5 protein-coding genes are annotated in these 13741 nt (G+C 45.3%); 3 read left to right on the top strand and 2 right to left on the bottom strand.

What is annotated here, in order from left to right; genetic code table 11:
* Positions 1 to 164 precede the first annotated feature (164 nt).
* Complete coding sequence (locus T489_RS0100110) at positions 165 to 3419, bottom strand: protein kinase domain-containing protein (RefSeq protein ID WP_031578020.1); 3255 nt, start codon at positions 3417 to 3419, stop codon at positions 165 to 167.
* A gap of 914 nt (positions 3420 to 4333) precedes the next feature.
* Between T489_RS0100110 and T489_RS0100105 the strand changes: the two genes are divergently transcribed.
* From T489_RS0100105 to T489_RS0100095, 3 genes are all read left to right on the top strand, one after another.
* A complete protein-coding gene (locus T489_RS0100105) occupies positions 4334 to 7273 on the top strand; it encodes a sulfatase-like hydrolase/transferase (protein ID WP_031578019.1) in 2940 nt (979 codons plus the stop codon).
* A 459-nt stretch (positions 7274 to 7732) separates the two neighbouring features.
* Positions 7733 to 9028, top strand: a complete 1296-nt coding sequence (locus tag T489_RS0100100; RefSeq protein WP_031578018.1) for a TerB family tellurite resistance protein — start codon at positions 7733 to 7735, stop codon at positions 9026 to 9028.
* A gap of 354 nt (positions 9029 to 9382) precedes the next feature.
* The gene (locus tag T489_RS0100095) at positions 9383 to 10873 is read left to right on the top strand and encodes a hypothetical protein (RefSeq protein WP_031578017.1); all 1491 of its coding nucleotides are present in this window, start codon (positions 9383 to 9385) and stop codon (positions 10871 to 10873) included.
* 131 nt (positions 10874 to 11004) lie between these two features.
* Here the strand turns inward: T489_RS0100095 and T489_RS0100090 are convergent, their stop codons facing one another.
* Positions 11005 to 13341 carry a S8 family serine peptidase gene (locus T489_RS0100090; RefSeq protein ID WP_157608016.1) on the bottom strand — a complete coding sequence of 779 codons (2337 nt, stop codon included), beginning with the start codon at positions 13339 to 13341 and terminating at the stop codon, positions 11005 to 11007.
* Between the last annotated feature and the right edge of the window lie 400 nt (positions 13342 to 13741).

Raw genomic sequence — 13741 nt, 5'->3', positions numbered from 1 at the left:
GTTACCCTGTGATTACTCACCGTCAGTACGGAGATGCTGTATAAACCAAGTTTATTACAGAATAAAAAAAATATACTAGAAATTATACATAATAATCCGATTGAGTTAACAGAAAAATCATCAGAGGCGTTCATGCCTTGTTTTCATGCGTGATGCAGATTCCGTCAGTAGCTTATGTAAACGGCGACTCTTACCGGCATAACCGTAACGAAGCCTCTTCTGCCGACTGTTCCGTCAGATTCAACGGCTTTTACGTTTCTGCCGGGAGTGCAGTTTCTCAGAAGCCATGCGCAGTACTCATCCTGAGGCCTTATACCGAGAAGTCTGCGCGTGCGGAGTGTAGGTACCCCTTCGTACATTCCCTGTCTTGGAGTGTCCTGACTGCGGTTAAGACACAGGTACTTGAGATACTGTACCTCGTTTGGAATGAATACTTTGTTCTCGAGGATGTTACCGGATGATTGTATTTCAACGGTGACTATTTCCGTTTTTTCGGTTTCACTGAAAGCGGTATTGTAAAAAGAGGTGTTGCACCATGAACAGAGTTCGCTGTGCGTCCAGTCCGCCTGTCTTTTGGGATCGGCGCAGAAGCATCGTGCGTCCAGAGCCTTTTCGGATATAAGAAGGGCACCGTGTTCATCGATGGATGCCACCAGCCACTCAATCGGAGTTCTGTGTCCAGACAGCCTGATTATCTCTGCGGTGATCCAGAGAATGAGTCTCGGAATGCACAGAAGTACTATGATGGCAGTGATCACAATTATCATGACAGCCAGAATTAAAATATACAGAATCGACAGTTCTGAGATAAGACACAGAAGTCCCAGGGCAAACTGAGTGATAACCTGACCACGTCTGATAATTCTCATTCGGATGAGTGTATCCGTATATCTGTCGTACATTCTTCCCGGAGGCGTCAGACCTCTGGCCTCGTGTCCCATGCTGCTGGTAAAATCCACGATGCTGTCTGAAAGCATTCTGTTGATTCTGTCCAGTCTCCAGATAAAGCATCTGAGTCCGTACAGAAGTTTTTCCGCAGAGCATTCCTGATAGTATGAGCCGAAACGTACCGTCCCTCCGACCTCCGGAGTTCCCTGAACACTGGTGCTTCTGAAATCGAATGTGTCGGCAAGGAACTTTTCGAGAGTCGGCGATGATTTCCCCTCTATGAAGCGGAACAGCTTTTTCAGAGGTGTTTTATGCTGTTCAAAATATTCGTTAAGTCTTGTGGAATTACCGGTAATTTCAGAGATCTGTTCAATAAAATCCTTCGAGTTGCGGTAGTAAAGGTTGTCAATTTTCAGCATGTTGTCGAAATTGCGGCGAATAATCTGAAATTCTTCCGGACTGTCATTCTGAAGAGTTTTTTCCAGATCAGAATCAGCATATGATCTGCGCACTTCGGTCACGAGATCGTAAAACTCCGCAAGCTGACCTTCACTCCACAGTTCGTCTGCATAGCGGAAAAGTTCGGCTGAACTGCGGAACAGCAGAGAATCGTCTCTGAGAATTATGCAGCCTTTTTCAGGGAGAAGACAGTCCCTGAATCTTCTGCAGTCCTCTGCGGAAAGAAATTTCTGTACTTCATCAGTATCCGACCGGCTTATGCGCATGAAATTGATGTAGGAGACTATGTCTTTTTCCTTAAGTTCGCGGAACACCTGTTCAAAGAAATCAAGACTTTCAAAAAGCAGCGGTCCGATGCAGAAGCTTCTGTTTCCGCCGATGAGATGACCGAGTCGGAGAGCCAGTCTGAGTTCTGTTGAATAGTCGCCGGAAAAAGGTTCGGCAAGCATGGCTTTTTTGACCGTATCCACCAGTTCGATGTAGATTTTCTGTTTTTCATCTTCGCTGTTTTCCAGAAAGAATTTCAGAATGTCGTTTTCCACCAGGGTGCGTGCGGTATCGATAAGTCTTCTGTCAGCATCGGAAAATCTCAGCGTGTCGTTTCGGGTAAACGAGGAAAGCATGGACGGGGTTCCCGTATCCCGGAGTGTAGTAAATGACTTTCTGCCGATAAGTCTGATTTTTTCATAGGTGGCTTCCTCCGGGGTTGAGTAAATGGCCTTTATAAGGGCGTTTCCGTAGTCCTGAAGTCCTTCAAAATAGAATTCCTTCCAGTACAGATCGGTAACGGATCTGTCAAGACTGTACATCAGCTCGAAATAAACGGTATCGATATTCTTTCCGGTTCCGTTCTGATCATACTCTGCCATAAGTCTGTCGGCCGCTCTGCATTTTTCCGCCTCTTCAGTCATGCCGTTGGTTTCGTAATGACGAGTGAGAACGCCTCGACGGAATTCCTTAATACCGCCGTTCCAGTCGCCTAAAAGTGAAATTACAAGCTCATGGTTTCCGGAGATTCTTCTGCCCTTGAATACGTAGGGAACCCTGAACCCGTTTCTTTCGTCATTATCTTCAGAATCACGGTTCGGATCTGCATGGCTGCCGGGAACCGCCACCGGCTCTCTTTTCAGCCAGCGGCTTATTTCCTCATATCCCCATCTTCTGTTCGGGTTGGAGGGGTCGTGTCTGTTGGATATGTCCTTGTATGTCAGACCGTCAATGAGATTTCTCAGACTTTCAGGCACGCCGTCGGGATAGGGGATTTTCTGGATCTGGGCAAATCTGGCGATTACCTCGGGATCTGCTGAATCAGACTGGAAGGGGATTTTTCCGGTTACCATTTCATAAATGCTGATACCGAGTGAATAGTAGTCTGACTCGGACAGGAACAGACCAGTATATGTTTCCGGAGCGGCATAGAACGGAGTGTTGCCGGTATGTGTTACCACCGCGGTCTGCCCGTCGGTGTCAGAGCTGATGCCGAAGTCTATGAGAGTCAGTCCCGTTCCGTCCCTGGATAGAATGATGTTGGCCGGTTTGATGTCCTTATGGATGATTCCGGCTTCATGAACGGTTCTGACCGCTTCATTGAGAGGAGGGAGAATTACGGTTCGTATTTCTTCCTCTGAAAGGGTGACGCCGCTGTGAATGATTTTATCAAGACTGTTGCCGTGGTAGTACGGCATTACCACATACTGAAAACCTTCAATGGTACCGTAGCTGACGATTCTGGCAATGTAAGGGGAGTCGATGACGGACAGCTTCTTAATCACCTCCTCCTTTACGGCATTCTTTCTGCGGTAGTGCTTCACCATGAAGATGTTCTTTTCTTCGTCCTCTGCGATGTACAGATTGGCCTCGCCGGTCTGCTTTTCCAGCAGTACGTCCGTAACCCTGTATTTTCCGTCAATCAGCGTATTTATCAGACTCGGAACCTTTTCATGCGGAGTGACGTTGACGGCAGTATGTATTCTGTTCATCAGATTCAGCTTGGTGCTGCTGCTGCCGCCGCTGCTTTCCTGTGTTTCATTTATTATCGTCTGTTTCCGACTGATTTCAGTATTGTCGTTCATTATGCTGTTCCGGTGTATGAATGTAATGTTTAATCTGATACTTGTGTATTCTATATAAAAAAGACAGAAAGAACGTAAAAATCGGCAGAATTCGGTTCTTTTTGCGTGTGCCGTTGAAAAAGCGGAGTGTTCCGGCTGGTGAATATGGCTTTATACGGCTTTCCGTTACTGAAAATAATGAGGCGCGGATCCATAAAATTCAGGATTTAACAAGGACTTTGCCGACGGAAAAAACAAAATGTTGGAAATTTATGGAATTTTTGTAAAAAAGAATAATAAAAATGTTAAAACAGTGTAAATAAAAGATTAAAAAATGGTCAAACAGTTCAAAAAAACATGATCATGCTTAATTAAAACAATTGTTTTTATGTGATGTCGTTTATTATATGACGAATTCTGATAAATTATTGCACTGAATTAATTCGTTTTTTTATTTGTCTTCTTTTCTGCATGTCTCTGACGTCAATGACGGATGTCGGATATGTCTGAAAAATTGATGAATGGAAACTGGATATGACTGATTATTAGGGACGATCAGAGGTCATGTTCCGCAGTTTCAGGTTCTTCCTGGCATTGCTGCATGCCCCGGTGATGTTACCCGGTTCCCGATGTTAAGCGTCAGGGAATTCCATAAATAGAGAAAAAGAGCCGTACCCTGAAGGGTGAACAACACGTGAGGTGTTCAGAGACACGAAGCCTACTGTTTTTTTTTACGGTATCTGGTTCTTTTCGGAGCAGGGGACTGCCCGTCTTTTTTCATTCAGTCTGATTCAGCCGTTTAATACTTGTGTATCAACGTTGATTTAATGATTGATATCTGTATAACAATACCTGCATGTCACCCGTGTGATTTCAGCGGCTTTGTGGTACTTTGGTATATGGGTCGATCATGAATGATAAATGGATTTTGAGTTATGGCGTTCTTACGTACGATTATTATCTGTCTTGTTGCAGCTGTTCTTACAGTTGCAATCAATCTGATGGGGGCGGGATTTACAAACCCGATAGAGTTCTCTTACGAGGTTAAGGCAAAGTATTCCACCGACACCAGGGTATATTCACTCGGTGACGGTCGAAAGGAATACAACGAGCGTTTCAGCTCCGGCTACCTGATTTCAAGTTCCGAGGATTTTGAAAAGGTAACCATCCCTCTCAATAATACCAATCGTCTGGGACAGCTTAAATTCGAACTGGATGATTCACATGATTCGGAAGTCTGCTTCAAGGGATTCACCATTTCTGGCAGAACCGGTACCCATGAACTTGTTACCGAACGTTTTGCTTTTGAAGGCATAGAACCGGTGGAAAACACTCCGGAAGAACTGTGTTTCAACATTAAAAAGAATGATTTCGAAGCTTCTCACGAAAAGCCTTATTTCCTGACAGGAGACGTTGTTGAACAGACATCCGTTGAGACCTTCAACAAGTGGCAGGTGCTTTATTTTATCGCCGTAGCCTGTCTTATTTCACTGGCATGGGAACTCATGGTCGCATTGTTTGAACGCCGCTACCGCAGAGCCCGTATCACTGATTACGCTTCATTCCTGATTTTTGTCGCCATCGTTGAATTCGTAAGTCTCTTTGCGCTCAACGAGGTGATGAGGGCATATGTACTCCATAACTCAAACCTTATGCTTCTCATCGGCGGTGTTCTGGTGGCCAGAGTACTGGTAACCTTCTTCAGAACCATTGTAAATCACAAGTATGCCTGCTTCTCTCTGTTGCTCCTTGTTCTCATGATGCTGGTCCGTTACTGTGTATTCCGCAACAATGTCGGTATCGTTTACCGCAGTGAATTCATGGGATATCTGCACATCGTCAAGCAGGACTTCCCGTTTGACATGGCTATCGTGCTGCTGTTTGCCACCGCGATTTTCGTGCAGACCAGAGCTTTAAAGATTACATTCACTTCCGTAGCGGCTGTTTCAGGTTTCCTGATGTTCCTAGACTACATCATGAATACCGAAAAGTCAGATCGTCTGATTTTTTCCAGAATCGGTCTTGATACATTCAGCTATCATAATCTGCGTGAAGTTCCGAATGCCATCAACCACTACATGTCTACCGGCCAGGGGGTTCTTACCGCAGCCGTAATTACCACGGTTATCTGTATATGTGCCTTTATATTCTGCAACAACAGACTTAAATTCACCTGGGTTAAGTTCTGTTCATTTGTGGTTCTTCTCGCCATGTCAGTAGGTGTTTACTTTGTAAACATCGGTACGGAAAGTGTGTTCAACAACAAATTCTACAATATGGTTGACGTGAACAGAGGTATTGAAAATCTCGATTTCAGCCGTATATCCGTATCTTCATCGAATGAAGTCATTACCGAACGCAAGGGGCTGGGCTACAACTGCAACGTTGTTCTTCTGGTGGTTGAATCACTTTCAAGCTTCTCCAGCAAGCTTTATGAAGAAAAACTGGATCTGACTCCGAATCTCGACCGTATAGCTTCAAACAACATCTGGTTCAAGAACTCATATTCATCAGGATATGATTCTGACGTGGCCAACTATGCTCTGCTTACCATGCGTCCGTTCCTTCACAACGGATCCGACGTTGCGGATCCGGCGCTCTACAAGTCAACTCTTCCGCGTGATTTCAAGAAGGCCGGCTATAAGACCATCGTAATGTATTCATCAAAGCCTACCGATGCCGAAAGAACCCAGTTCGACAAGGGGGGATTTGATAATCTGTTTGACTACATGCATCCTAACTATCCTGATACCGCGCCCCGTTATGATCACGGTGCCCTGGATGACAAGGTTCTCCTTCAGGAAGCAGCCAAGAACATTCGTTTCTGGTCAAACAACAAGTACAGCAAGGATAAGTTCTTTGTGGAAATCCTTACTTCTTCAGGTGCTGCTCCTTACGTTGTACCGGTAGAAAAGCGTCTTGACCCTACCAAGGTTGAATATGATTTCGCAACCGTAACCAAGTTTACGGACGAGGCAATCGGTGAATTTGTTGAAGAACTTGAAAAGATGAACTTCTTCAACAACGGTATTCTGGTTATCGTGGGCAATCACCGTGCTCCGCTGACTCTGTCCAAGAGAGAATACGATCTCTACGGTCAGCTCGGTATCACCCGTGTGCCTCTGATTGTCGTCGACAAGCATCAGAAGTCAAGAATGTATGAAAATGATATTTCTTCAATTTCCGTAGGTGAAATGATTGAATACCTTGCTCTCAACAGATATCAGTCCAGCTCCATGAGAGTTAATCCTTTTGTTGAGGATGAGAACGAAGTAATTATCTATCAGCAGCTTTCTCCTAGAAACACCATTCTTCTGAAGAACGGTGACACTTACGGTGAGTTTGCCATTACCGGCAACAAATCTCACATCAGCGGTAATCTCCGCAACAAGGATGTGATTTTCACCGATATCCTGGCAATGCTGAGTCACAGAAACAAAGGGAAGGCATCTTCCGACACTTCCTTAGACAGAATTGATGACGACGCTGCACCTGAACGAGCCAGAGTCGAAGTTCCTGCAGAGCAGCCTAATGCTGAGGAAATTCAGGCTCCTGCCGAGGAAATACAGACTGTCGTACAGGAAGAACAGGACGTGTCTGTTTCTTCTGATTCAGCCCAGGTTAAGGAACCAGAGGAAGCTCATCAGGAAATTCAGCAGCCTGAAACCGTCGATGCCGATGCTGAAGCCAGAGCCGCTCTTCTGAAGGCTCATCAGGAAAAGCTGAAGCAGATAAAGGAAGAGGCTGCCAGAGCCAAGGCTGAAGCTGCAGCCGCCAAGGAAAGAGCCGAAAAGCTTAAGGCTGATGCGGAAGCTGCCAGAAAGAAGGCTGAAGAGGCCAAGGCTCATGCCGAACAGATGAAGAACGGCAACTGATAAATAAACTGCCGAACAGTAACCGGAAGCGGAATCAGAGATGATTCCGCTTTTATTTTGGCTTTGGATACAGTTATTCCGACCTGAATATCCTGAGGCCTGAAACACTACCGCACGTGTTTTAATGGCAATGACAGTCGATGCGTTATATACGGATTTCCGGATGTTTTGCAACGGTCTCGTGTAATCCGTCAAATTAAAGAGAGGAATTTGTAATGGTAATCTGATGACTGTGATATGATGAAACAGTATAATAATGATGTAGATTAGGTGTTATCTCTGATGCCTTAAGATAAAGCTCACATATATCAAAAGATGGAAAGAGCGGATGTGATTACTGCAAGCGGCAGGTGACGTATACGATACGATTATGCCGGAGACACAGGCAGTGCAGGATAAACGTTGCTACACGGCATTCAGCCTGTGCTGATATTGATGCACAAATTCAGGATATAGTAGATGAACCGTATTCCAAAGAAAAACGAAAACGCCTTTAAACAGATGATATGGATTCCGCTGGTTCGGGTATGGATGTTCGGAGCAGCCGTGTTAAGTTATCTACGTGATAACAGTTTCGTGCGTATAAGCATGTCAACGATATTTTTCGTTATTTCCTTCATGATTTCTGCTACCGGCTACAGATTCGGCAAAGTTTACCTCTTTTTGCTGATCTTTTCCATCCCGGCCGCCGTGGTACTTACCATGATAAGCATGTTATGCCGTTTCGGCGTTGAAGGAACCAGAGCGGAGATAAAATCAATCTATGATGATTTCCACAGCAGAATGTGGAATTACGAAAACATAAGCGGTTCCGAAGGAAACAGGTATCAGCATCTGGTTATTGAAAACGAGCCCGACAACATCGCCTACAGAATTGCGGGGTATCTGGCATCTCTCGGAGGAGGCATTGATACCGACTGCATAAATTCCCTGAATTCAATTATCAGCAGTGATAATCCGAACAAGCAGGCTCTGTACAGAAAGTGCTTCTACGAGGGAGTGAGCAGCAGATATAATTTTGAGAATGACATTTCCATGTTCAAGATGAAGGCGGCAGACATGTACGACGAGAAGATTAAGCTTCTTGACATGCTGGTGGCTCTGAGTTACGTGGACGGAAATATCAGCGTTGAAAAATTCAAATTCATCCGTGAGGTAAGCAGCAAGATTGAGATTAACAACAAGGTTCTCAACCGTATTCTCAGCACCAGAACCAACGGACAGTACGGCGTTCACTATGATATGGACGAGATGACCAGAGAGGAACAGGAAAGATTTGAGTACGATGTCAGGTACGGTACCGTGGAAATTTTTGCTCTGACTCTGATGGGATATGTGGCATCCGCCGATCACGAGGTTTCTTTAGACGAACATGAATGCTTCATTGGGATGATGGAAAAGATGGATGCCCGCTACGAAGAGGAATACACCAAACGTTTTTACAGAGGAACTTCCAGAAAGTACAATCCTCGTCAGGACATTTCCCTTTTCCGGCAGAAATACGGCGACGATCTGATGAAATACAGGGAACTGCTTACTCTGGTTATAAAAATGGCTTATGCCGACGGAGACGTCAGTGAGGCGGAATATGCCAGAATCTTAGCCATTGCCTCTCTTCTCGATATTCAGGAGCAGGCTGTACAGGCCATTCTTTTTGAGGTTTCCGGAGGTAAGTTCGGCAAAAAAGCTCCTCCTGTCGAAAGCGCGAAACTGAAAAGTTCCGAATTCTACAGAGATAATACCTTAAGGAGCTGATATCGAGCCGGAATTTATCGGAGACAGGAAACGGATGCTGAGTCTGTTTCCTGTTTTTTTATGTAATGAAGGAATTCTGTCAGAGAATTCATCAGGTAATTCCGATGAATAACGGTGAATAAAACGGCAGATGTTTCAGAGAATTGAATATTATGTTAAAAACGGGTTAAATTTATGTATGCACAATGATTAATTTATAGTGATGGACGTATCAAAAATTGATTATTTGATAATTATCGGTAAAATAAAAACATAGCTTCATAAAAAGAAAATAACAGAAAATAAAACAGCATGTGAGATGGACTGAATGAATTTAGGCTGAACATTTTATCTATATCTGACAGGGCGCTTTAAATGACTGATATGCATCATGACAAATCGGAAACCGCGGAGAATTCAGGCGGTTCCTCGGCTTATGATGACGGAACTATTCATAAAACGGCAGGGACTCTCTTTACCGCCAGTCTGTTTTACAATCTCTATCTGCTTTTTGTACCTTTATTCATCTGTATTCTGTTCTGCATTCCCTTTGCGGTGGTCTGGTATTCGGGAATCATTGATGACACCCTATATTTTGCGCACAAGGAAGGTTTCGGCCTGCCGATTCTCATATGGATTATCATAGTCATGGTGATTGCACTGTATTTCGCGATGATCCTTCACAGACGCAATAACCTTTATATCATTATCGAACTTCTTAATATGGGCAGAGCTCTGCTGGGTATTCCCGTTCTCTGCGTGAAGTACGTGAGAGCCTGTTTAAGTGATGTCCGCTGCAGAGAGTTCGTGGTTGACGGAATGCCTTCCGGAATCGACAGAAATCAGATTACGGTGATTAATCTCGTCAGGGCCATGATTGAGAACAGCGCCCTGCAGAAATCAGAACAGCAGGTATTCAGTCTTTATGCCGATTTTCCTCAGAATTCAGAAAACGATCTGAACGAAACGGTTGCCCGCATCTGCGGATATGCCACGGAAATCAACGGTGGCAGTCCGAAGAGCAAGAAGGTTTTCTGTCAGTGCATCCGCCTGCTTGATTCCGCCCAGAGAAAGAAGCTTGTGAACTGCTTTAATGCCGGAACGGGTGAAATGACGGAACAGGAAGATTATCTGCAGCGTCTTGAAGAACTTGCTCCTGCGGAAATGTTCAGACGCAAGGATTATTTAAACTGGCTGATTAAGATTGTTTATGCGGGGGGAGCCGTTAACGACAGAACACTCGAATTTATAGGCAGATTCGGCGAGGCCCTCCGTCTGAATGAAAAGGAAATCAATCTTTCCCTGAAATACCATACCGGGGGAAAATACAGAATCACCCTTCGAAAGAAGCCTGTAAAATCTTCAGCCGGTAATCTGTCCGAAAAGAGTGAAAGACAGTCCGGAGTGTTTGGAGAAATGAATTCCGAGACCGTGCAGAAATACCGCAATGCTGAAGCTGACCGTCTGCTGATGACTCTTTTAGGCTATATTCTTGCAAGTTTCGGTGAGATTGATGAGGAAAGACACAAGCTTCTGCTCAGAATGATGGATTCTGTCGGCATGCCTGAAGATGAAGAAGGTATCAGAGCATTCAGGGCCGGAGCTTCAGTCAAATACGCTCCGTATGATGACATCGCGGGATTCAGGGAAAAATATCAGCAGGAGGATCCTGATGAAATCAAGCTTCTGCTGCTTAAGCTTCTGCGCATGATTTATGTCGACGGAGAGATTTCCGAAAGGGAACAGCTCATATTTGCCCAGATAGGTCTAGGCTTCGGTTTCCATGAGAACCAGACCTCGGAAATGATTGCAAGGGAAAAGAAGAGACAGGATGCCATTGCGGCGCAGTTACGGCAGAATGATTAGAGAGATGAAAGGCTTCCGGCGGAAGCCTTTTCTGTTCTTTACCTGATTCATCGTAAGAAAGCAAAAAACATTATTGTCCGGAGTACGGAACAATAATGTTTTGACCGAATCTGTTTTATATAAACAGAATGTTAGTTGGAGTAACCGCCGAGAAGCATGTAAATGTTCTGGTTGAGAGTGTTCACGTCAATTGCGCATTTGCTCTTGAAGTTAACGGTAAAGCTGCTTCTTGCTGATACCACTTCCGTAAAGAATTCAGATATGTTGAGTCTGAAGTCATAACGGTAGTTTGACAGACCAAGCATCTTTCTCATGGTTTTGCCGTCAAAATCCCAGTTTGCATATACAGGCTTGAGCAGGGCTCTGGTTCCGTTAGGAGAGGTAACTTCTATCTGCAGAAGATTGTTTGCATAGGCAATGCCCTGAGTGTTTCCCTGATATGCCGCTCTGCAGTAGCTGTTTGATGTATCGCTGGCATAGGTGAAGGATGACAGATTCAGAGAGGTGTTTTCGATATCAATGTATGAATTTCTGTCATTGGCGTTATCGGTATTCACAAAGCCGGTGAATACGCAGGTAACGTTTTTGCCGCCGTCTGATGAAGAGCATGGATTTGAACCGGAACTCTTATAGTCTTCAGGAAGCACCGCTCTCTTCAGACATGAATCATCCTGATCACATGCCAGAGCCTTCTGTACCGCTTTATAAGCGTCAACCACACCGAAACCGTAGTAGTTTGAGAATCTTAAGCCTGCGGCATTTGAGTGCCAGCCGTTGTCAAAGGTTATCTGCTGACCGTATTCACTTACGCTGCCCTTAACCGGAGAATACTTCAGGGTACTCCAGCCGGATGTGGTGTCGTTGCTGGCGGTGGTGGCCAGAATATATCTCAGCTGCGGAACGGAGATGTCCGGCTTGGCCTGAATAACCAGAGAGGATACGCCGGTAACGGATGGAGTGGCTGAAGAGGTGCCATTCATCACGTGAGTGTAGTTCTTTCTGGCGTTGTAGGTGCTGCCGGCGGTTCTCCACGGAGTCCTGCTTTCGAATCCTTCGTCGTAGTCTGAAGGATCGTAGCTGTACTTGGTGGTTACGATTGCCGCTGAGGAATCACTTGTACCTGTATAACCGAATTCACCGCCGGTGCCTGAAACCCACAGGTGTGCACCAATGGTTGAATATGAGGATTTTTTACCAAGGGAGTTTATGGCGCCTACGTTGATGAGATATCTGCCGCGGTTGAATGAAGATGTCTGGTTAAGCTGACAGCTGATTCCCAGATTCACACACTTCTGCGGGTAATAGGAGCTGTTACTGAAAGTTACGCGGCCGAATTCATTCCCTGCAGCCTTGATGAGAGGAATGCTGTTTTCGAATATACTCTGGTAGTACATTTCCAGAGTCGGTTCGTAGGCGTAACTGTTGTCAAGACCGAGACTTGCATTGGCGATATCCAGGTCGTTCTTTCTGGCAAGGTAGGCAACATTGGCTCTGTTTGCTTCGTAGGAGGCAAGTTTCGAGTTATATGCGATACCTCTTAAGCCTTTGCCGTTGGCTGCTTCAGCACCGATAATACCTGAAACCATGGTTCCGTGCAGAATGCCGCTGTCCTGTCTGACCTCACTGAGGTACAGAGTGCCGTTAATGAATGATGCTTTTGAGAACGGGGCGTATTTTCTGGAGGCGAGATCCTCATGGTTGAAATCAACAGTGGTATCCCAGACAGCGACTTTTACGTTCCTGCCGGAAATCAGCTCGCTGCTGCTGTCAGTAAGATGCCAGGCGGGGATAACATTGAGATCTATGCCGGCAACCGGGGCGCGTCTGACGCTGAACGGATTCTGTCCGATGTTTTTGATGTGCCACTGTTCGGTAAACAGCGTGTCTTCTGCCGCAGTGTTTGCACCCACGCTCATACGGTATTTCTGAGTCTTTCCCGCTGAAGTCGTCAGAGAGATGCTTTCGGTGAAGTAATAATAGTTATCGGTGGTGTCGAGTACGCTTTCAGGTACGTAATAGTAGATCTGGCCGGACGGTGCGGTCATGCCGGTCTGCGGGTGAATTCTGCTGAACTGACCGTACTGGGCGGTGATGCTGAAATTATCTGAGGCGACATTTGAGCCGTTAGACGATGTTACCGTGTATTTCAGAATGTACGGCTTTCCGGTGAACATGTCTCCGTATTCAAGAAGGGACAGCGTGAAACTGTCTGATGCCGCAGCCTTTGTGTCGGAAACCGCATCGTTCTTTCCGAGTTCCAGTTCAATCTCATCATTCTGATTTTCTGATGAACCGGTATCGTCTCCGGCTGAGCCGTTAGTTACTGATGAATCACCGGCCTGGGTATCGCTGACTGGTGAACCTGAATCAGAGCCGGAACTGCCGCCGCAGGCTGTTAGTGTCGCCAGGGAGCTTATGAGCAGTGCATTGAAAAAAGTTAAATAGAGTTTCGGTTTAATATTTTTCATTTGTTTACATGAATCCTGTTCTGTTATTACGGAATTTATCAGCACAAAAGGTCTTCCGTTGAAATAATTCAGCAGAAAAGGTCTTCCGTTGAAATAATTCAGCAGAAAAGGCCGTCTGGTAAAGACCGGATATTAAATAATTGAAGTTAAGGATGATTCCGGAATGAGCCTGACTATTTCAATGAAGGTTCAAGACAGTAATCATAGGAAGGTGAAACACTGCGGACACCTGCAGTATTACCCTGTTCTTCCCTGAGAGCAGACCACTGTTCGTAATCTCTTACGGTAATCTCGTAGATACTGCTGCTGATTTGTGAAACTTCAAGACCTGCAGGAATGCAGTAAACATCTTTGTTGCACTGAACGAGAAGTTTATTGGTGATGATGTAGTTATGATCAT

This window comes from Ruminobacter sp. RM87, from assembly GCF_000701925.1.
In the GTDB taxonomy this organism is placed as follows: Bacteria; Pseudomonadota; Gammaproteobacteria; order Enterobacterales; family Succinivibrionaceae; genus Ruminobacter; species Ruminobacter amylophilus.
This window is presented reverse-complemented; position numbering and strand designations above follow the sequence as displayed.